General features: G+C 64.5%; 20 protein-coding genes and 2 pseudogenes. 12 read left to right on the top strand and 10 right to left on the bottom strand.

The genetic code is table 11. The features are described 5' to 3' along the window. Nucleotides 1-317 precede the first annotated feature (317 nt). Together N2605_RS24415 and N2605_RS24410 are read left to right on the top strand one after the other, a co-directional pair. A complete protein-coding gene (locus N2605_RS24415) occupies nucleotides 318-485 on the top strand; it encodes a hypothetical protein (RefSeq protein ID WP_192893123.1) in 168 nt (55 codons plus the stop codon). A gap of 61 nt (nucleotides 486-546) precedes the next feature. Beyond that, nucleotides 547-954 carry a hypothetical protein gene (locus N2605_RS24410; protein WP_036007872.1) on the top strand — a complete coding sequence of 136 codons (408 nt, stop codon included), beginning with the start codon at nucleotides 547-549 and terminating at the stop codon, nucleotides 952-954. Nucleotides 955-1,029: 75 nt separating this feature from the next. On the opposite strand, the gene N2605_RS24405 is transcribed toward N2605_RS24410, so the two are convergent. Next, nucleotides 1,030-1,605, bottom strand: coding sequence for a YybH family protein (locus N2605_RS24405; protein WP_260343368.1), 576 nt, complete (start codon nucleotides 1,603-1,605; stop codon nucleotides 1,030-1,032). A gap of 79 nt (nucleotides 1,606-1,684) precedes the next feature. Here N2605_RS24405 and N2605_RS24400 point away from each other — a divergent pair, with 79 nt between their 5' ends. From N2605_RS24400 to N2605_RS24385, 4 genes are all read left to right on the top strand, one after another. After that, a complete protein-coding gene (locus tag N2605_RS24400; RefSeq protein WP_225125434.1) occupies nucleotides 1,685-2,638 on the top strand; it encodes a LysR family transcriptional regulator in 954 nt (317 codons plus the stop codon). Between the two features lie 159 nt (nucleotides 2,639-2,797). Further along, nucleotides 2,798-4,258: a GH1 family beta-glucosidase gene (locus tag N2605_RS24395; RefSeq protein ID WP_260343367.1), complete on the top strand. Its 1,461-nt coding sequence runs from the start codon at nucleotides 2,798-2,800 to the stop codon at nucleotides 4,256-4,258. Between the two features lie 243 nt (nucleotides 4,259-4,501). Then, entirely contained in the window at nucleotides 4,502-5,734 is a 1,233-nt protein-coding gene (locus tag N2605_RS24390) for an acetyl-CoA C-acetyltransferase (protein ID WP_260343366.1), read from the top strand. A 345-nt stretch (nucleotides 5,735-6,079) separates the two neighbouring features. Then, nucleotides 6,080-6,382, top strand: a complete 303-nt coding sequence (locus tag N2605_RS24385) for an HU family DNA-binding protein (RefSeq protein WP_018320691.1) — start codon at nucleotides 6,080-6,082, stop codon at nucleotides 6,380-6,382. 70 nt (nucleotides 6,383-6,452) lie between these two features. On the opposite strand, the gene N2605_RS24380 is transcribed toward N2605_RS24385, so the two are convergent. The 8 genes and pseudogenes from N2605_RS24380 to N2605_RS36480 form a co-directional block, all read right to left on the bottom strand. Next, nucleotides 6,453-6,608, bottom strand: coding sequence for a hypothetical protein (locus N2605_RS24380; protein ID WP_167361688.1), 156 nt, complete (start codon nucleotides 6,606-6,608; stop codon nucleotides 6,453-6,455). A gap of 5 nt (nucleotides 6,609-6,613) precedes the next feature. Further along, nucleotides 6,614-8,992 carry an endopeptidase La gene (gene lon / locus N2605_RS24375; RefSeq protein ID WP_260343365.1) on the bottom strand — a complete coding sequence of 793 codons (2,379 nt, stop codon included), beginning with the start codon at nucleotides 8,990-8,992 and terminating at the stop codon, nucleotides 6,614-6,616. Nucleotides 8,993-9,000: 8 nt separating this feature from the next. Further along, the gene (locus tag N2605_RS24370) at nucleotides 9,001-9,384 is read right to left on the bottom strand and encodes an Hsp20/alpha crystallin family protein (RefSeq protein ID WP_024342525.1); all 384 of its coding nucleotides are present in this window, start codon (nucleotides 9,382-9,384) and stop codon (nucleotides 9,001-9,003) included. A gap of 161 nt (nucleotides 9,385-9,545) precedes the next feature. Continuing rightward, nucleotides 9,546-10,112, bottom strand: a complete 567-nt coding sequence (locus N2605_RS24365) for a YciE/YciF ferroxidase family protein (protein ID WP_036007836.1) — start codon at nucleotides 10,110-10,112, stop codon at nucleotides 9,546-9,548. Nucleotides 10,113-10,215: 103 nt separating this feature from the next. Next, nucleotides 10,216-10,422 (bottom strand): hypothetical protein, encoded by a 207-nt coding sequence (locus tag N2605_RS24360; RefSeq protein WP_036007833.1) that lies wholly within the window; start codon nucleotides 10,420-10,422, stop codon nucleotides 10,216-10,218. 86 nt (nucleotides 10,423-10,508) lie between these two features. Continuing rightward, nucleotides 10,509-11,696: a carboxylate-amine ligase gene (locus N2605_RS24355; RefSeq protein WP_260343364.1), complete on the bottom strand. Its 1,188-nt coding sequence runs from the start codon at nucleotides 11,694-11,696 to the stop codon at nucleotides 10,509-10,511. A gap of 3 nt (nucleotides 11,697-11,699) precedes the next feature. Then, complete coding sequence (locus N2605_RS24350; RefSeq protein WP_244608944.1) at nucleotides 11,700-12,518, bottom strand: gamma-glutamyl-gamma-aminobutyrate hydrolase family protein; 819 nt, start codon at nucleotides 12,516-12,518, stop codon at nucleotides 11,700-11,702. Nucleotides 12,519-12,569: 51 nt separating this feature from the next. After that, nucleotides 12,570-12,725: pseudogene (locus tag N2605_RS36480) on the bottom strand (hypothetical protein); the annotation flags it as partial. 45 nt (nucleotides 12,726-12,770) lie between these two features. On the opposite strand from N2605_RS36480, the pseudogene N2605_RS36380 reads away from it, so the two are divergent. From N2605_RS36380 to N2605_RS24340, 3 genes and pseudogenes are all read left to right on the top strand, one after another. After that, a pseudogene (locus N2605_RS36380) lies at nucleotides 12,771-12,857 on the top strand (MarC family protein); the annotation flags it as partial. A 129-nt stretch (nucleotides 12,858-12,986) separates the two neighbouring features. Then, nucleotides 12,987-13,640: an L-fuculose-phosphate aldolase gene (locus tag N2605_RS24345; protein ID WP_260343363.1), complete on the top strand. Its 654-nt coding sequence runs from the start codon at nucleotides 12,987-12,989 to the stop codon at nucleotides 13,638-13,640. 13 nt (nucleotides 13,641-13,653) lie between these two features. Further along, nucleotides 13,654-15,441, top strand: coding sequence for a chloride channel protein (locus tag N2605_RS24340; RefSeq protein ID WP_057026746.1), 1,788 nt, complete (start codon nucleotides 13,654-13,656; stop codon nucleotides 15,439-15,441). 6 nt (nucleotides 15,442-15,447) lie between these two features. Here N2605_RS24340 and N2605_RS24335 read toward each other — a convergent pair whose 3' ends face one another. Then, nucleotides 15,448-15,699, bottom strand: a complete 252-nt coding sequence (locus N2605_RS24335; RefSeq protein ID WP_036042074.1) for a DUF2798 domain-containing protein — start codon at nucleotides 15,697-15,699, stop codon at nucleotides 15,448-15,450. 45 nt (nucleotides 15,700-15,744) lie between these two features. On the opposite strand from N2605_RS24335, the gene N2605_RS36475 reads away from it, so the two are divergent. The 3 genes from N2605_RS36475 (at nucleotide 15,745) to puuE (ending at nucleotide 18,968) form a co-directional block, all read left to right on the top strand. Continuing rightward, nucleotides 15,745-16,398 carry a hypothetical protein gene (locus tag N2605_RS36475; protein ID WP_425248806.1) on the top strand — a complete coding sequence of 218 codons (654 nt, stop codon included), beginning with the start codon at nucleotides 15,745-15,747 and terminating at the stop codon, nucleotides 16,396-16,398. Between the two features lie 1,220 nt (nucleotides 16,399-17,618). Beyond that, nucleotides 17,619-18,032 carry a DUF3830 family protein gene (locus N2605_RS24325; RefSeq protein ID WP_036045261.1) on the top strand — a complete coding sequence of 138 codons (414 nt, stop codon included), beginning with the start codon at nucleotides 17,619-17,621 and terminating at the stop codon, nucleotides 18,030-18,032. Then, the gene (gene puuE / locus N2605_RS24320; protein WP_225156496.1) at nucleotides 18,033-18,968 is read left to right on the top strand and encodes an allantoinase PuuE; all 936 of its coding nucleotides are present in this window, start codon (nucleotides 18,033-18,035) and stop codon (nucleotides 18,966-18,968) included. It abuts the gene before it with no gap.

Raw genomic sequence — 18,968 nt, 5'->3', positions numbered from 1 at the left:
GCATGCCTCACCCCCAGCGGCACGGCAATCAGCCGCTACCCGCATCGTTGCGGCAGAGGCGGGTCACCAACCCGGCCGGCGAGGTGAAATGAGGCACGTACCTCAAGCTAGCAGAAGCCCGCCGCGCACGCAATTGGAAGCAACGGTCTGGACGTCAACCGCCGCGCTCAGGCTGGTGTCGCCGGTCCCGCGGCAGCCTTTTCGGGCAATCCGCAGCCCGCTTGCGCCTTTAACCGATTGGAAACCATCGCAAATGATCTGAAAATTGTAACGAAACTCTCCGGCCGTCTCCGCGTCGGTTCGCCGGAGGGCCCGTGATGACTGAGCAGCAGTTGAGAGAGCAGGAATTCCAGATTGCGCGGTACCGGCATCTGGAGCGCGAGGTGACCGATCCGCTTGCAGCGTGTCTGCTTCACAGCATCATCGAGGAGCTCGAGGCCGAGCTGCGCAAGGAAAGGCCGGATTGGCACGGGCCCGGTCATTAACCGTTTGTTGGCGCTAATGATGCCAATTGTCGGCGTGGGAATACCAGGGGAGGCTGCTCCCATGCTGAAGGACGGCACCTACGCCGCTTGGTACAAGACGCCCATCGACCAGGGTACCGGGATCGTCCATGTCGCAGACGGCCAGATCTGGGGCCGTGACAGCCTGATGACCTATCACGGCACCTGCCAGATCGATGGAGATCGCTTCACCGCAACCGTATTGACGAAGCGTCACACCGACGGACGCGCCACCGTGTTCGGCAACGATCAAGAGCTGACGTTGACGATCGAGGGAAGCTGCCCTGGCAAGATCGCGACCTACACCGCGACAGCACCTCAGGCGCCGGGCATGATCCTCCACGGAACGCTCATCCTCAGGGAACAACAGCCGCCCCCACCTGAACCACCAGGGCAGATGCCGGCATTCAATCCCGACAAGCTGCCGAAATTGCCGAAGCGCTCGCGCTGATCATCGCGACGAAATCGCACGTCGTCTCGACTGGCCGCCGGCCGGCTCCGAATCCAGCTCATCTGCAGCGCTTCGTCATTTTTCCTCCGGCCATCCCCGGGCGAGTATCGCCGCCTGTTGCAAGGTGATGCTTCGGACCAGCGGGTCCGCATGGCGGTGCACGAGTTGCCAATCCGTGCCGTCCTTGCGGTAGACTTCGGTCACGCGCAGCGACCAGTCTTGAGCCGGCAACCCGCCCACCTCGGCGCGCTGGCGCTCGACCATGACGAGAGCGACGAGCGCGTCGGATGCATAGGTTTGCAAAACCTCAAGTTCGGTTTCGCCTTCCCTGAAGTATCGCGATAGGGCAGCCAGACGCTGGGGGCTAGCGTCGAATCCCCGACTCGTAGGCCCGCCAAAGGGCTGCATCAGAGTGAAATCGGGCGCGATGCGGACAAGCTGGGACCAGCGCTCCACATCGCCACGCATGAAGGCGGCATTCTTCTCGCGGGCGCGTTCGACGAGGCCTGCTATCGCGTCGCTTCCAGCGGCCGCATCGGCCGAAAGCTGACCGGACAGGGGAATTGCTGCGGTAGCGGCCATCATCGAGCGCCGCGATATCTTTTCCTGCTCGCATGGCCACCTGTTCAGCCCGGACGGTTTGTTGGTCATTTCTCAGCTCCTGATCGAACGACGAGGCCCATGCATGAAGCCTTGATCCTAATGAATCTAGCGATATGATTTCAGCAACATGCTGAACCAAATTGATCTATCCAGGATTGATCTGAATCTCCTCGTGCTCTTCCGCGTGGTCCTGGAAGAGCGCCATGTCGCGCGTGCAGCCGCTCGGCTGAGCCTGACGCCGTCGGCTGTCAGCCATGCGCTTGGCCGGCTCCGTCTTCTACTGAACGATCCGCTGTTTCTGCGGACCCCGAAGGGGGTCGTTCCAACGGAGCGGGCCTTGGAGCTTGGAGAGCCGGTGGCCGAGATCATCGCGCGCGTCGAACAGCTGATCGGCTCGGCCACACCGTTCGACCCGGAGCAAAGTGGCCGTCGATTTACGATTGGCGCTCCCGATGCCGTACTGGTCTCAGCGATCGGTCCGCTGTTGCAATCGATCGCGACTGCGGCGCCCCACATTGATATCGGGCTGATCCACCTGATGCCTGCGCCGCGCGGTGGCGCAATCGGAGAGCCTTGGCAGCAAAGCCTAGACATGCTCGAACGACGCGAGCTCGATATCGCAATGCTGCCGCTGCCGGCGGTATCACCGCGTTTCGAGGCGCGCAGGCTTTACGAGGAGGAGTTCGTGCTGGCCATGCGCAAGGGACATCCCTTCGCAAAAGCGCCAACCCATGCTGCGTTCGCGCGATCACAGCACCTGCTGGTCTCTCTCAGTGGGGAACCGCGCGGTTTCGTTGATGAGATGTTGGCAAAGCGCGGCCTCGAACGCCGCATCGCTTTGACTGTTCCGAATTTCATGATGGCGCTTGCCCAGCTTTCCGGGTCTGATTTGATCGCCGCATTGCCGCGCCGACTGGTGGAGCAGCACGCCAGCCGTTTCGGCCTCGTGTTGGTCGAGCTGCCTTTCGCGCGCAAACCGGATACGATCCGGGCCATCGCGACCAAAGCGGCTATGAAAGACGCGGGCATCGCGTGGCTGATGCAGATTGTGGTCGGTTCAATCGGAGCAGGCCGACGCTAGAATCCGGTTTGAACTCAATAGGCGTTCATCTCGGCAAGGGAACGGCATTGTGCTGCCGCGCCTGCGGTGGCGGATCTGGGACCTCCTGCACCCGCTTCTCAAATCGCCCGGAACTGTTCATTGTGCCGGCCCGAAACGAAAAGAAGTGGAGCAGCATCAATGACGGAGGGGGTCTCGCGCCGCCGGTTTGCCAAGCTGGTGGGATTGTCCGCAGCTGGGATTGCGAGTCCCCTTGTCGCCGAAGCCAAGCCGGCTCGGCCGCCGCGCAATGCAGGCGGTTTTCCGGCGGGCTTTCTCTGGGGCACGGCGACCTCGTCCTATCAGGTCGAGGGCGCGGTCGAGGAGGACGGGCGAGGGGCCTCGATCTGGGACAAGTTCGTCCGCATCCCCGGCAAGATCGAGGACGGCACCACCGGCGACCGCGCCAACGAGCACTATCACCGCTACAAGGAGGACATCGCCCTCATCAAGGAGCTCGGCTGCAAGGCCTATCGCTTCTCGGTGGCCTGGCCGCGGCTGTTCCCGGACGGCGACGGCAAGCCCAATCCGAAGGGGCTCGACTTCTACAATCGTCTCGTCGACGAGCTCCTGAAGAACGGCATCGAGCCGTGGCTGACCCTTTATCATTGGGATCTGCCCCAGTCGCTCGAGGACCGGTTCGGCGGTTGGCGTTCGACCGAGACCTGCAAGATCTTCGGCGACTACGCGGCCTATGTCGCCGCGCACCTCACCGACCGCGTCAGGAACGTGTTCACGTTGAACGAGAGCGGGCGCTTCGTCTATTTCGGTTACGGCGTCGGCATCGACGCGCCGGGCTTGAAGCTGCCGCAAGCCGATGTCAATCAGATCAGACACAACAGTGCGCTGGCGCACGGGCTCGCGGTGCAGGCGGTGCGCGCCCATGGCCGCCGCGGCACCAGGGTGGGGCCGGCGGAGAACATCGATGCCTGCGCGCCTGCCTTCGACACGCCGGAAAACGTGCGGGCCGCGGAGATCGCGCTGCGCGAGATGAATGCCGGCTACCTCAACGTCATCATGACGGGCCGCTATACCGACGCCTTCCTGAAATACGCCGGGTCCAACGCGCCGAAATACACCGATGCGGAGCTCAAGATCATCTCTTCGCCGGTCGATTTTCTCGGTCTCAACATCTATGCGCCGCAGAACTACGTGGTGGCGTCCGACCAGGGCGCGGGCTTCAAGCCGCTGCCGATCCCGAAATCGTTCCCGCACATGAATTCTGACTGGCTGCGCGTCGGGCCCGAGACGATCTACTGGGTGCCGAAGCTGGCGGCGAAGATCTGGAAGACGGATGCGATCTATATCAGCGAGAACGGCACCTCCGGCGACGATGTGGTGTCGCCCGACGGCAAGATCTACGACACCGACCGCATCATGTATCTGCGCAACTATCTCGCCCAGCTCCAGCGCGCCACCGACGAGGGCGTGCCGGTGCGCGGCTATTTCCTCTGGAGCCTGATGGACAATTTCGAGTGGGTGTATGGCCTCAACAAGCGTTTCGGGCTGTACCACGTCAATTTTGACAACCAGGTCCGCACCGCAAAACTCAGCGCCAGCTTCTACCGCAACGTGATCGCGAAGAACGCGGCGGGGGTGTAGCTCTTCTCCCTCTCCCCGTTCTTACGGGGAGAGGGCAGGGGTGAGGGGCTCTCTCCGCGAGTCCATCTGTCACCCTGTCACCGTTTTTGCTGAGGCTCCCCCTCACCCGGATTTTCCGCTGCGCGTAAAATCCGGCCTCTCCCCGCACGCGGGGAGAGGCGAAGGGCGAGCGCCGCACATTGACTCTCTTCTCCCCCTTATTCAAAACCGTTCTCAACACCCATAAACAAGAGGACGACGCCAATGCCTGACGCGCTGATCATTGATGCCTGCCGCACGCCGCGGGGCATCGGCAAGGCCGGCAAGGGAGCCCTGTCGGGCATTCATCCGCAGCAGCTCGGGGCGACCGTGCTGCGCGCACTCGCCGACCGCACCGGCATCGATACCGCCGATGTCGACGACATCGTCTGGGGCTGCAGCGCGCAGGTGGCAACGCAAAGCGGCGATCTCGGCCGCATGTCGGCGCTCGATGCCGGCTACGACGTGCGCGCCAGCGCGGTGACGCTCGACCGCTTTTGCGGCAGCGGCATCACCAGCGTCAACATGGCGGCAAGCTCGATCATGGCGGGTGCGGAAGACCTCGTCATCGCCGGCGGCTGCGAGATGATGTCGATGGAGGGACGCCGCGGCGGCGGTCCGATGATGATGGACGGCGGCAATCTGCGTCTGCGGGCACGGCATCCGCAGTCGCATCAGGGCGTCTGCGCCGATGCGATCGCGACGCTGGAAGGCATCACCCGAAGCGACGTCGACGCGCTCGGGCTGGAGAGCCAGAAGCGCGCCGCGCATGCGATCGCGAACGGCCACTTCAAGAACAGCCTCGTGCCGGTCCACCGCGAGGACGGCAGTCTGGCGCTGGATCATGAAGAATACCCACGGCCGCAGACCACGATGGAAGGCCTCAGCAGCCTGAAGCCGGCATTCCCCGCCGTCGCGGACTACGCGCTCGACGACAAGGGCACGACCTATCGCGGCCTGATCCTGCAAAAGTACCCTGATCTCGAAATCGACTTCGTGCATCACGCCGGCAACTCCTCCGGCGTCGTCGACGGCGCTGCTGCGATCCTTTTGGCCTCGCCCGCTTATGCCAAGGCGCATGGCCTTAAAGCCCGGGCCCGCGTGGTCGCGATGGCCAACATGGGGGACTCGCCGACCCTCATGCTGAACGCACCGGTGCCGGCAACGCGCAAGGTGCTGGCCAAGGCGGGGCTCACCATCGACGATATCGACCTGTTCGAGATCAACGAGGCCTTCGCCGTGGTGGCGGAAAAATATATCCGCGACCTCAAGCTCGATCGGGCCAAGGTCAACGTCAACGGCGGCTCGATCGCGCTCGGCCACCCCATCGGCGCCACCGGCTCGATCCTGATCGGCACCGTGCTCGACGAGCTCGAACGGCGCGACCTCAAGCGCGGTCTTGTCACCATGTGCGCCGCCGGCGGCATGGCGCCGGCCATCATCATCGAGCGCGTCTAGCCAATCGCCCACTGACTTTCTCCCCATTTTTACGGGGAAGAAGACCGGCGACCAGCGATCCAACCCTTATTTTTCAGGGTGAAACACGACCGGCCTCTCATAAAGAGGCCGGTCGTCGCTTGTCGAAAGCGGCGAATCAGTTCTAGCAAGGTTGCGTGCGGGCCTTTGAAACAAGGCAAAAACCGCTGCCCGAGGCTTCCTCCGCTCTGGAAGTAGCTAAAAAGCAGGGTTTTTTGTCACAGCAGGCCAGAAAAGCCCGTAATTTCGCGACAAAACTGTGCAGAAGGCTATAGGCCTTCAACGGTTGGTCTAATATGCAACCGGCAACGAATCAGAGGAGACACGATGCCGACCCAGATGTCCAAATCGCAATTGATCGAAAAGATTGCGACCGCCACCGAGCTTTCCAAGCGTGACGTCAAGAACGTCATGGAGACGCTGACCGACGTCGGCCACAAGGAGCTCAAGAAGAACGGCCTGTTCCTGGTGCCGGGCTTCGCCAAGTTCGTGGTCATCAAGAAGCCCGCGACCAAGGCGCGCAAGGGCACCAACCCGTTCACGGGTGAAGAGATGATGTTCAAGGCCAAGCCGGCCCGGAAGATCGTCCGCGCCCGCCCGGTCAAGGCCGCCAAGGACGCCGTGGGCTAACAACGCAAAGGCCCCCTCGAACGAGGGGGCCTTTTGTCTGGGGTAGCCGCGAGGGTTCGAGACGGAGGGCTCAACCCTTGCGGCGCTTCACTCGGACCGTAGCAGGCTGAAGCCGCGGCTCGGGTCCTACGAGCCCATCGCGAATCCGGTCGATCGCGCGATCGAGCAATTGGCGCAGCCGCTGCGTCTTCCGCGACCGCTTCGCTCTTTCCAGCAGTTTCTTCATCGCATTCACTCCGCCGCTTCCTTGGCTTCAGCCGGCTCGAGCGCGGCGGCGATGGCTTCGTCGACGCGCTCCAGCCAGATGAACTCGAGGGTGTCCCGCGCGCTCTTCGGGATGTCGTCATAGTCCCGCTTGTTGCGCGCCGGCAGCATCACCCGCTTCAGGCCGGCAGCAGCCGCAGCCACCACCTTCTCCTTGATGCCGCCGACCGGCAGCACCAGGCCGCGCAGCGAGATCTCGCCGGTCATCGCGGTGTCACTCCTCACCGTGCGGTTGGTGAGCAGGGAGGTCAGCGCCGTGAACATCGCAACGCCCGCGCTCGGCCCGTCCTTCGGGGTTGCGCCCGCGGGGACGTGAACGTGGATGTCGCTCTTCTCGAACGCTTGCGGATCCATGCCGAGCTGAGAGGCCCGGCTCTTCACCAGCGTCAGCGCAGCCTGCACGCTCTCGCGCATGACGTCGCCGAGCTGGCCGGTCAAAATCAGCCCGCCCTTGCCGGGCACGCGCGTGGCTTCGATGAACAGGATGTCACCGCCGACCGGCGTCCAGGCCAGACCGGTGGCAACGCCCGGAACGCTGGTGCGCAGTGCGATCTCGCCCTCGAAGCGCGGCTGGCCGAGCACGGTGGTGATGTCCTTTGCCGTCACCACGACCTTCGCGGCCGTGCCTTCGGCGACCTGCACCGCGGCATGGCGGAGCACCTTGCCGATCTCGCGCTCGAGGTTACGCACGCCAGCCTCGCGGGTGTAGCCCTTGACGATCAGCTTCAAGGCTTCCGGCTCGATCTCGGCCTGCTCGGCCGAGAGGCCGTTGGCCTCCAGCTGCCGCCGCACCAGATAGCGCCGCGCGATCTCCAGCTTCTCGTCCTCGGTGTAGCCGGCGAGGCTGATCAGCTCCATGCGGTCCAGCAGCGGACCCGGGATCTGATCGAGCATGTTGGCGGTCGCGATGAACACGACGCGCGACAGGTCGAAGGGCACGCCCAGGTAATTGTCCCGGAACGTTCCGTTCTGCTCGGGGTCGAGCACCTCCAGCATGGCCGCGGACGGATCGCCCTGCACGCCGCGGCCCATCTTGTCGATCTCGTCCAGCATCATGACGCAGTTCCTCGCGCCCGCCTTCTTGATGCCCTGGATGATGTTGCCGGGCAACGCGCCGATATAGGTGCGGCGGTGACCGCGGATCTCGGCCTCGTCATGCACGCCGCCGAGGCTGACGCGCACGAAAGGACGATCCATCGCGCGCGCGATGGATTGGCCGAGCGAGGTCTTGCCGACGCCGGGCGGGCCGACGAAGCACAGGATCGGCGCCTTGCCCTGCGGGGCGAGCTTGCGCACCGCCAGATATTCGATGATCCGGCTCTTGATCTTCTCCAGGCCGAAATGGTCGGCATCCAGGATGGCTCGCGCCTCCTTGATGTCGATCGGCTTCTCCGCGGGCAGCGCCCAGGGCAGCTCGATCAGCCAGTCCAGATAGGTGCGGACCATGCCGGCCTCGCCGGCAGCCTCCGGCATGCGCTCGTAGCGGCGCAGCTCCTTCTTGGCATGCGCTTCCGCTTCCGGCGGCATGTTGGCCTTGGCGATCGCAGCCGTCAGCTCGGTGACCTCGGCCTGCTTGCCGTCGCCTTCGCCCAGTTGGCGCTGGATCGTCGCCATCTGCTCGCGCAGGATCGCCTCGCGCTGCCGCTCGTCGAAGGAGGCCTTGGTCTGCTGGCCGATTTCGTTGCTGATGCGCAGCACCTCCAGCCGCTCGGCCAGGTGCTTCGACACCTTCTCCACGCGAAGAGCCAGGTCGATGGTCTCCAGCACCTCCTGCTTGTCCTGCGGCTTGATGTCCATGAACGACGTTGCCAGATCCGCCAGCGCGCCGGGCGCGCTGGTGCCCTGGAACATCGCGGCGAGCTCGGGCGGCGCCTGCGGCAGCAGCTCGATCGCCTCGATGGCCTGGCGCTGCAGGTTCAGCGCGCGGGCCTCGATCTCGGGCGAGGTCGTGGTCGGCTCGGGGATCTGCTGGAAGCGCGCGGCCGGGAACGGCGTCCCCGGCAGGAAGTCGAGGATGCGCGCGCGCTGCACGCCCTGGCAGACGATGTGATGGGTGCCGTCGGGCGCGGTGATGTAGCGCACGATGTTGGCGATGGTTGCGACCCTGTAGAGGTCGTCCGGCCCGGGGTCATTGGTCTCGGGGCTGCGCTGCAGGACGATGCCAATCGGCCGCTGCTCGCGCAGCGCCTGCTGCGCGGCGGCAATGGACTTCGCCCGGCCGATCGTGATCGGCGCGATCGCGCCGGGAAACAGCACCATCTCGCGCACGGGGACGATGATCAGCGCGTCGTCGGGGATCTTCACGTCGTTATTGCTTTGTTCGTTGTTCATCTGTTCGGTGGCCATGATCGACCTCAGGATTTCGCGAGGCGCAGTGCGACGCAGCCGTCCATCACGAAGCGGCTGATGGCGTAACGGCCGAGGGGCAATGCAATGCGGCGCTCAAAACGCCCTTGCGGCAGCTCGAGCCGATGGATGCGGGCGTTGCGAAGCTCCGGCGGGAGGGTGCGCTGACCCGAGATGACGAGCACGCCGTCATGGATGACGGTCTCGACATTGTCCGGATTGACGCCGGGAAGCGCGACCAGGATCAGGAGCTCGCGCTCGGTCTCGAGCACGTCGATCGGCGGCTCCCAGCAGGCTTCCTGGCGGCCGAACTGCTGGCGCAGCCGATCGGCGCGGGTCAGCGAGTCCAGGGCTTCGGACAGCATCCAGTCGAGGGGATTTTTGGGTTGCATGATGCAGGCTCTGGGGTGGGAAAGCCTGCATATGGGGCCGGTTCCAAGGAAATCCAGTGCGGAAATCCAGTGCAGTGGCGCTGACGTGTTATGCGCCGCCGTGCGATCAAGGCAAGCGAACGCCGCGGCGTGGCCGCGACGTTCCGTTCATTGGCAGGGGGTCAGGCTGCGGCGCGGTACTCTTGTTCCGCTTCGAGGTTGATCACGGAGGTGGCGAGCTCGGTCAGCGTGCGATCGGTTGCCTCTTCCTCGTCCAGCGTCTCCTGGAGCAGCCTTGCGGCGTCCTGCATGCCGAGCTCCTCGGCCCAGGTGCGCAGCGTGCCGTAGCGGGAGATCTCGTAATGCTCGACCGACTGCGCTGACGCGAGCAGTCCGGCATCGAGCGCCGGCGCGCCCTTGAACTCCTTCATGATCTCGGCGCCCTCGTCGGCAATGCCGTTGATGGCCTCGCAGGGCTTGCCGCGCGCCGGCTTGCCCAGCATCTTGAAGATCTGGTCGAGCCGTTTGACCTGCCCTTGGGTCTCGCGCAAATGCTTGTTGAAGGCGGCCGTAAGCTCCTTGGAATTCGCGGCCTTGGCCATCTTGGGCAGGGTCTTGATGATCTTGTTCTCGGCGAAATAGATGTCCTTCAGCGTCTCCAGAAACAGGTCGCTGAGCATCTTCGGCGCCTGACGCGGCCGGCGCGCCGCGGTCTTCTTTGTCGTGCGTTTCTTCGCTCGTTTAGCCATACGTCCTCCTCATGAGGTAACACGGGAAGGCCTCGCCCTCCTCAATCCTCGGGCGATCAAAGCCGCTCCATGAACGAAAGTTCCAAACTGCCACCCGCGAGAGCTAGGTCGGGCGCTTGTAGGGATCTTCCTGGCGCTGCCGTGCCTCGGTGTTGCGATCGAGCTGCGCCCGCTCGCTGCGGCGCAAGTTGCCCGCCTTCATCACGCCGTAAACGAGCGCCCCGCCGAGCACGAACGCTCCGATGAACCAGAGCCAGAGCATCTGGGCCGAGGCGTGGCCCAGGAGCATGCTAATGCCGCTGTCGCTCATGATTGGTCTCCACGATTGTCCATTGCTATCACGCTGAGCTAAGTCGGCGGTCGAAACCTCGTTCCATGCGACCGCAGCCGGAGACGTCAGACCGGGTCGGTCAGCGGTTGCCGCACCGCTTGCGCTTTCGGCTCGCCGCCCCGGGCGGTGAAGTCTCCGGCTTCGGTGGAAGTCCGCAGCCATTTCGTCACGTCGCTGATTGCTTCCCGCGGCGAGTGGCCGAACTTGCGCAAGCCGCGAAAATATTCGAGCTGAAGGTGGGCCGACGTGCCGCGCTTGGGGATCGACTTCAGATGCTGGATGTCGTCTTCGATGCCGAGATGGTCGACGTGGGGTGCCACCATGGCGATCACCGAATCGAGCCAGCTTCTGAACGAGACCGGCTCGAACGAGACCAGGTCGATATAGGTGCCGTCGGTTCCGTAGCGCTGGGCGCGCCAGCGATTCTCCTCCACCAGCGCGCGGTGCACGGCCGAATAGGTGGCGTTCAGCTCGGGATGGTGGACGGCGTGGCGGACCAGCGCGCGGAACAGCGCCGCGATCGCCACCGAATCCGCGATCGCCGTGCAGCAATCGGTGATGCGCAGCTCGAGCGTCGGATGCTGCAGCGAGGGCCGCAACGCCCACCAGACATAGGTGGCGTTGGGGACGATGCCGGCATCGACCAAGGTCTTCACGTAGGTCTCGTATTCGGAAAGGTTCCGAAACATCTCGGGAAAGCCGGTCCGGGGCAGGGCATCGTTGGCGGCATTGCGGTAGCCCAGCAATCCTGTCGGGTAGCCGCACCAGAACGGTGAGGAGGTCGAGAGCGCCAGCAGCAGCGGCAGGAACGGCACCAGGCGGTGCATGATCTCGACGCGCAAATCGGGCTCGGGGACCTCGACATGGACGTGCAGTCCGCTGATCGGGTTGCCGAGGCCGACCATCCCGAGATCGCTGATGACCTTGCTGTAGCGACGCTTGCGCGTCATGCGCTGCTGCTGCGGCTGCGCCAGCGGGTGTGTGCCGGCCGCGATGATGCCGACGCCGTGGTCCTTGCCGACCTCGGTGAGCACCGCGCGATAATGCGCGAGCTCGGCCAGCGCATCGGTCGAAGACGTCAGCGGCGGCGTCGCCACCTCGATCTGCGATTGCAGGATCTCGGTGGTCAGCCGCTCGCCGAGCCGCTTTTGCGCCGCGGCCATGTAGGGCTTGGGCAGCTCGGATCGCGGCGCCGCGGACTGGCGGTTGACCAGAAAATATTCCTCCTCGATGCCGAAGCGGTAGCGGTGCATCGCCTACGCCGCCCCTTGTGCCTTGGCGTGGCGGCGAACCGCGTCTCCAAAAGCCGCCAGAATGCGCGCCGAGGCGTGGTCGGAGCTCGCCCAATAATCGGGATGGAAAAGCGTGCCGAGCGCAAAATCGCTGGCGCCCTCGACGCTGACGGCCTCGATCGAGCCGTCGTCAGCGACGGCCTCCGCGACGAGACCCGGTGCGAGATCGGCGATCAGGAAGCTGTGCAGCGAATTCACTAGAATCGAATCCGCGCCGCAGATCTGCTGCAGGACGCCGCCCTTGCGCAAGGCCACCTTCTGCCGCAGCCGATAGCGGGCATCCTCGTTGTCCGCGTCGGGCGTGCCATGGCGTTGCTCCTCGGGCAAATCGTCTGGCTCTTTCGCCAGCGTGCCGCCGAAAGCGACGTTCAGCTCCTGGAAGCCGCGACAGATGAACAGAGCGGGGATGCCCCGCGCCAGCGCCCGCGGGATCAGGCGCAGCGCGACCTCGTCGCGGAATTCGTCGAACGGGCCGTCACGCTTCTCGTCGACCGTTTGTCCATAGCGGGACGGATGGACGTTGGTCTGTCCGCCGCCGACGAAGAGGCCGTCGAGCCTGTCCAGATAGGCATCGATGTCAGCCTCCGGCGCCGCGGGCAGAATCCGCGGCACGGCGCCGGCGACGAGGCCGATCGCATTGACGCAGACCATCGAAACGGCGGCGAGCTGTTCGCCGCGCGCGACCATTGAATCGGAGAGAATGCCGATCTGCGGTGCGCCGCTGCGCCCCTGCCACTGCCCGCGCGAGGCGCTACGCCGCCACTGCTGAAGGCCGTACGCCACGGCATCCGCTGCGCTGCCGAATTGATGAATCGCCGCCTTGAGCTCTCTGACGTTTGTCCCTAATCGAAGTGCCCAACGGCTGCAGGCAACGGGATCGTGCGGATCAATTCTGGAACGGGGCTCGTGCAATTGCTTCGGCTGCTTCTGTTCGTGTATCGATGCACAGTGAAACGGCAATCGTCGGGAATGGTTGCTTTGCGATTGCACCGTTCGATCTCATTGCCTCCGCACCAGCCTTAACTTTTGTTATGGCTCTCGCGCGTCCTCGGCATGCTGCTCGCCGCCTATTCCGTGCAGTTCGTCATCAACGGGTCGGCCCGGATCGGCCTGCCCCAGTAGCTGCGACAATCTGTTAACCTGTCGCTATCCCGTTCGGCCGGAGTGTCACGGGATCCGGGACGCTTTCGCTTGCACTGTCATGTTGCTTTGACGTAACTCGGTCCAACAAGCCCTCGACAGGAAATCGACATGTCGATGACAGCGGACGAGCTCGGCAAGAGACAGGCCATTATCGACGCCTGCCGGCGCATGAACGCGCTGGGCATCAACCAGGGCACATCGGGCAATATCAGCGTCCGGCATGTGGACGGCCTCCTGGTCACGCCGACCAGCGTGCCCTATGAGGCCATGCGTCCGGACCAGATCGTCTTCATGGCCATGGACGGCTCGCACGTGCCCGACCAGAAGCCGTCGAGCGAATGGCGCTTTCATCGCGACATCCTGAAGTCGCGGCCCGACGTCAACGCCGTCGTGCATGCCCATCCGACCTATTGCACCATCCTGGCGATCATGGGCATGGAGATCCCGCCCGTGCATTACATGATCGCGGCGGCGGGCGGCGACAGCATCCGCTGCGCGCCCTACGCGACGTTCGGAACGGCGGAGCTGTCCGAGCACGCCGTGCGGGCGCTGGAGGGCCGGCTCGCCTGCCTGCTCGATCATCACGGCATGATCGCGATCGGCAAGACCCTGGACAAGGCGATGTGGCTGGCGGTCGAGGTCGAGACGCTGGCGCGGCAATATCACGGCTGTCTGCAGATCGGACAACCGCCGCTGCTCCCGAGCGACGAGATCGAGCGGGTCCGTCAGCGCATGGCCGGCTACGGCCTGTCGGAAGGGTAGGGCGGGCCAGACGGTGTTAGTGCGGATCAAACATCTCGTGGATCGCAAGAAGACGAACCGCACCATGGTTCGGCTGCGCGCCCTGCTGCGCAGCAACGAGTTCTACCTGATCCCGCTGGCGCTCGTGATCGGCACGCTCGCGGGCGCGGTCGTGACGCTGATGGCCCACATCGCGCAGATCGCGCATGTCGTGATCTACGGCATTCCCATTGACGTCCACCTGTCGGCCCACGCGAGCGTCAGCCCATGGGCGGCACTGATCGCGCCTGCGCTCGGCGGGCTGGTGCTCGGAATCATGGAATGGTCGCGGCGGCGCATGAAGATATCGAACGCGGTCGATCCGATCGAGGCAAACGCGCTGCGGGGCGGCAATCTGTCGATGCGCGACAGCGGGGTGGTCGCAGGCCAGACCCTGATCTCGAACGGCTGCGGCGCCTCCGTCGGCCTCGAGGCGGGCTACACCCAGATCGGTTCGGGCATCGCCTCGTTGATCGGCAAATTCTTCAATCTCCGCCGCAACGATCTGCGCCTGATGGTCGGCTGCGGGGCCGCGGCGGCGATCGCGGCGGCGTTCGGCGCGCCAATCACCGGCGCCTTCTATGCCTGCGAGCTGATCGTCGGCGTCTATGCCGTCGGCAGTGCCGCGCCGATCCTCGCCGCCTCCCTCGCGGGCGCCTTGACCGCGCAATGGCTGGGCGGCGCGCCATACTCGCTGGAGATACCCAAGGTCAGCGCCGTCGGCGTCGAGCAATATCTGGCACTGATCGGGCTCGCCCTCATCACCAGCGGCGTCGGCATCGCCGTGATGCGCTCCTCGCCGATGTTCGAGCGGCTGTTCGCCTGGATGCCGGTCTGGCTGCGTCCTGTGATCGGCGGGCTCATCGTCGGCGGGTTCGCCATCATCACGCCGCAGGTTCTCGCGGCCGGCCATGGCGCCATGGTGCTCGATCTCTTCCACGACATGACGATCGGCCTGATCGCGCTGATCATCGCCTTGAAGGTGACGGCCTGCCTGATCTCGCTCGCCTCCGGCTTTCGCGGCGGCCTGTTCTTCGCCTCGCTGTTCGTCGGCAGCCTGATCGGAAAGTTCTTTGCCGCGGTGCTGCTGCTCATCAGCCCGAACTTCGCGATCGATCCGCTGGTGGCGATGTTGACTGGCATGGCGACGCTCGGCGTCGCTATCGTCGGCGGCCCGCTCACGATGTCGTTCCTCGTGCTCGAGATGACACGTAACGTCGACGTCACCGCCGTGGTGCTGGCCGGCTGCATCGTGACCTCGATCTGCGTGCGCTTCATGTTCGGCCATTCCTTCTCGACCTGGCGCCTGCATCTGCGCGGCGAGACCATCCGCAGCGCCAACGACGTCGGCTGGCTGCGCAATCTCACGGTCGAGCGCCTGATGCGCTCGGACGTCGGCAAGGTGCCCTCGACCACGACGATCGCCGCCGCGCGCCGCGAGTTCGCGCTCGGCTCGCGGCCGGGAATCGTCATCGTCAACAATGCTGACGAATATATCGGCCTCGTCCTGCTGCCCGATTTGTTCTCCAGCGACCTCGACACCATCGCCGACGACATCCAGGTGATCGAGCTCGCCCGCCTGATCGACATCGTGCTGATCCCGGAAATGAACGTGAAGTCGGCGATGGCGGTATTCGACGAAGCCGAGGCGGAGATGCTGGCGGTGGTCGATTCCACCGACAGCCGCAAGGTGGTCGGCTTCCTCACCGAGAGCTTCGCCCGCCGCCGCTATGTCGAGGAAATCGACAAGGCGACGAGAGGCGTGCTGGGGGCGCTGTCGTAGGCGCGGTTACCGCCCGGGTGGTGCTGCGACGAGCCAGGCCACGATCCGGCGGACCAGCGGCAGCACCAGGAGCAGGGTCGGGAAGGCGACGAGCCAGGACAGTCCCCAGGCGCCCGGCCAGGCCGCCAGGAACGCCGGCGTTGCCCCCAGGCTCCGCAGCGTCGAAATGACCGATACCACCGCCGTCATGAGGATGGACAGCACGAATGGCGTCACGATCGGCGCATAGCGCGCCGGCAGTTTGCGAACCACAATCATCTGGTTTCTCTAGGAAAGGACGCGTCGATCTCTTGAACCTGGAAAATGGCATCGATCCCGACGGCGTCGGTTGATGCGTTGGTTCACGTAAACGCTTACGGCGACCGAAAACGGCGCGGCTGTTCATTAACCGCTCAGTTTGGCTGGTTCAAGCTGGGTCTGATCGTTCGGGATTTACAATCGTTCAAAGCGTGGCAGATCGCCGCGATCATGAAACCATTTCAGTGGTTTGCGGATTATAGATCGTTTGCTTATGTTTCTTTGGGCGAGAACAGAGGAAATTCGAACATGAGTATTGGACCCGTGATTTCCGCAGCCGGCCGCAACACGATCGTGGTCGCGCTCGCTGGCCTCGCCCTGATTGCGGCTTCCGCATCCCCGTCCGCAGCGGCGTCGGCCGGGACACCGGCCGCCAAGTCGGCTGTCAAGGCGGTCGTTGCCGGCCAGGCTGCCTCCGACGTCACCGATTTCAGCTCGCACCGGCGGCGTTACTATCGACGCGGGCCGAATGCCGCGGGTCTCGCCTTCATGGGCATGGCCGCAGGTCTGATCGGAGGCGCGATCGCCGAGAGCCGCCGCCGCGAATATCATGAAAACCGCTATTATTATGGCTATGGCCCGCGTTACTACGGCGGCCCTGGTTACTACGGCGGTTCCGGCTACTACTACGATCCGGGCTATCGTTACGCACCGTACTGAGCGCTCCAGGTCTCGACGAGCTCAATCTCGTCTCTCGTAGCCCGGATGGAGCGAAAGCGTAATCCGGGGCTGCGCGCTCGGCATCTTGCGCTGTCCCGGATTACGCTGGCGCTCCATCCAGGCTACGGGACCGAGGTGTGTCGCGGCGCTGTCAACCCGCTCGCGCGAAAATATTCCGCTTTACCGAAATCGGAAATGACGTATGTGTCGCCCATCCCGGCTCAATCTCGAGGGGCGATCATGAGGTCGTCATTGTCGCGAGCCGGGCTTGCGGTGGACGCGGCAGCGTCGTGTACGAGAGGCCAAGGGTGGGGCGGATTGCTCTCCGTGAGCCCGAGGCTTCGTACGGACGAGCGGCGCTGTCAGGTTCGTCGCGCCGGCATTTCGATGGCAACGTGCACAACGCCGTCGAACCCTGCGGCGCCAACGAACCGCGCGTACGGCAAAACCGTGTGGTCCTGGCCGTCGTTGCTACGGTCAAGCTCTGGCGAATGCGGCATTGGCGTCAACCGGCGCGGTGCCGGTGACTTTCGCGGGAGCGAGGGAGGCCAGAGGGAACTCGGCTCCCGGGAGAGCGCGGCATAAGCCGTCCGACCATCGCGCAGGGAAGGCCGTGTGTTGGGCTTCACCTGTATGCTGCTGTGCGGTTCTTCCTGCGTGTGCTCTAGCGCAGTGGACCGCGGGTGCCGCCGGCACCCGGCCTTCCCTGCGCCCTCTTGGCTATGAGGGCGGCGAGACGAAGCAAAGCTCGGGCGAAATGCGCCGCGAGGCCGAGTACGCACGTCTGCGTCCACACATTCGGTGTCATCGCCCGGCTTGACCGGGCGATCCAGTACTCCGAGACGCCAGTGATTGAATCGAGGGGCCGCGGCGTACTGGATTCCCCGCTCCAGTGCGCGATTGCGTACAAGGCGGGGAATGACAGTGTTACTTGGAGACGCACCATCGCCTCATCTTCGTCGTTCCGAACGCAGCACCACGCTCAGCTCTCGTGCCCCGGACGCAGCGCATCCGCGCCGGCGCCCTTTGCCCCGCAAAACCGTCCGTGGACTCACCTCCTGCAATCCGGTTCAATGGACGAGTTTTGAGGCGATCGAGCAGGCCGGGTGGCGTGCCCAACTCATGCGAGAGCCTCTCGCGCCCCTTGCGCGAAGCCCGACGGAGTGCTTTTTGCTGAAAGTTCCCCGGGGGGCGCATCGCCCCCGATCCAGAGAGATGAGATGAGCAAACTCGTTATCCGCGCCGGCGACTTCACCTTCGATGCCCGTTTCGAGGAGCAGGCGGCGCCCAAAACCGTCGCCGCCTTCCGCAAGGCGCTGCCGTTCGAAAGCCACATCATCCATGTGCGCTGGAGCGGCGAGGGCGTGTGGATGCCGCTCGGCGACCTCGACTTCGGCGTCGGCTACGAGAACCACACCAGCTATCCCGCCCCCGGCCAGATCATCCTCTATCCCGGCGGCATCAGCGAAACCGAGATCCTGCTAGCCTATGGCGGCGTGCATTTCGCGAGCAAGATGGGTCAGCTCGCCGGCAACCATTTCATCACGCTGACCTCGGGCCTGGAGAACCTCGCAACGCTGGGCAAGAGCGTGCTGTGGAAGGGCGCGCTGCCGATCCGCTTCGAGGAAGTCTGAGTGACCGAGCCCCGCTACCCGCGCGATCTCCGCGGCTACGGCCGCAACCCGCCGCATCCGCAATGGCCTGGTGACGCGCGGGTCGCGGTGCAGTTCGTCGTCAATTTCGAGGAAGGCGGCGAGAACAACATCCTGCACGGCGACCGCGCCTCGGAAGCCTTTCTGTCCGACGTGCTCGGCGCGCAGCCCTGGCCCGGCCAGCGCCACGCCAACATCGAATCCATGTTCGAATATGGCTCGCGCGCCGGCTTCTGGCGGCTGTGGCGGATGTTCAAGGAGCGGAACTGGCCGACCACGGTGTTCGGCGTCGCCACCGCGCTCAAGCGCAATCCCGAGATTGTCGCTGCGATGAAGGAGGCGGGCTGGGATATCGCCAGCCACAGCCTGAAATGGATCGAGCACAAGGACATGACCGAGGCGCAGGAGCGCGCCGAGATCGCCGAGGCCATCCGCGTGCATACCGAGGCGACCGGCGCACGTCCGCTCGGCTGGTACACCGGGCGCTCCTCGATCAACACCAACCGTCTGCTGATGGAGGAGGGCGGCTTCCTCTATCTCTGCGACTCCTATGCCGACGATCTGCCCTATTGGGTCAAGGGCGCCAGCGGCAAGCAGCTCATCATTCCCTATACGCTCGATGCCAACGACATGCGGTTCATCAACCCGCAAGGGTTTGCCGAGGGCGAGCAGTTCTATACTTATCTGAAGGACGCCTTCGACGTGCTCTACGCGGAGGGCGAAACCGCGCCGAAGATGATGTCGGTCGGCCTGCATTGCCGCCTCGCGGGCCGGCCCGGCCGCGCAGCGGGCCTGATCCGCTTCCTCGACTATATCGGCAAGCATGAGCGCGTCTGGGTGCCGACCCGGTTGCAGATCGCGCAGCACTGGCACGAGAAGCACGCCCATCTTGCCGCCGACGCATTCGAGATCGGGTGA

Source organism: Bradyrhizobium yuanmingense (assembly GCF_025200905.1).
GTDB lineage: Bacteria > Pseudomonadota > Alphaproteobacteria > Rhizobiales > Xanthobacteraceae > Bradyrhizobium > Bradyrhizobium yuanmingense.
The sequence above is the reverse complement of the archived record's forward strand: the minus strand, read 5'-3'. Positions and strand labels throughout refer to the sequence as shown.

Bases quoted from the DNA above. Each gene is read 5' to 3' on its own strand.
- N2605_RS24415 (WP_192893123.1), top strand. From the start codon at position 318: ATGACTGAGCAGCAGTTGAGAGAGCAGGAATTCCAGATTGCGCGGTAC.
- N2605_RS24410 (WP_036007872.1), top strand. From the start codon at position 547: ATGCTGAAGGACGGCACCTACGCCGCTTGGTACAAGACGCCCATCGAC.
- N2605_RS24405 (WP_260343368.1), bottom strand. From the start codon at position 1,605: ATGACCAACAAACCGTCCGGGCTGAACAGGTGGCCATGCGAGCAGGAA.
- N2605_RS24400 (WP_225125434.1), top strand. From the start codon at position 1,685: ATGCTGAACCAAATTGATCTATCCAGGATTGATCTGAATCTCCTCGTG.
- N2605_RS24395 (WP_260343367.1), top strand. From the start codon at position 2,798: ATGACGGAGGGGGTCTCGCGCCGCCGGTTTGCCAAGCTGGTGGGATTG.
- N2605_RS24390 (WP_260343366.1), top strand. From the start codon at position 4,502: ATGCCTGACGCGCTGATCATTGATGCCTGCCGCACGCCGCGGGGCATC.
- N2605_RS24385 (WP_018320691.1), top strand. From the start codon at position 6,080: ATGCCGACCCAGATGTCCAAATCGCAATTGATCGAAAAGATTGCGACC.
- N2605_RS24380 (WP_167361688.1), bottom strand. From the start codon at position 6,608: ATGAAGAAACTGCTGGAAAGAGCGAAGCGGTCGCGGAAGACGCAGCGG.
- lon (WP_260343365.1), bottom strand. From the start codon at position 8,992: ATGGCCACCGAACAGATGAACAACGAACAAAGCAATAACGACGTGAAG.
- N2605_RS24370 (WP_024342525.1), bottom strand. From the start codon at position 9,384: ATGCAACCCAAAAATCCCCTCGACTGGATGCTGTCCGAAGCCCTGGAC.
- N2605_RS24365 (WP_036007836.1), bottom strand. From the start codon at position 10,112: ATGGCTAAACGAGCGAAGAAACGCACGACAAAGAAGACCGCGGCGCGC.
- N2605_RS24360 (WP_036007833.1), bottom strand. From the start codon at position 10,422: ATGAGCGACAGCGGCATTAGCATGCTCCTGGGCCACGCCTCGGCCCAG.
- N2605_RS24355 (WP_260343364.1), bottom strand. From the start codon at position 11,696: ATGCACCGCTACCGCTTCGGCATCGAGGAGGAATATTTTCTGGTCAAC.
- N2605_RS24345 (WP_260343363.1), top strand. From the start codon at position 12,987: ATGTCGATGACAGCGGACGAGCTCGGCAAGAGACAGGCCATTATCGAC.
- N2605_RS24335 (WP_036042074.1), bottom strand. From the start codon at position 15,699: ATGATTGTGGTTCGCAAACTGCCGGCGCGCTATGCGCCGATCGTGACG.
- N2605_RS36475 (WP_425248806.1), top strand. From the start codon at position 15,745: ATGGCATCGATCCCGACGGCGTCGGTTGATGCGTTGGTTCACGTAAAC.
- N2605_RS24325 (WP_036045261.1), top strand. From the start codon at position 17,619: ATGAGCAAACTCGTTATCCGCGCCGGCGACTTCACCTTCGATGCCCGT.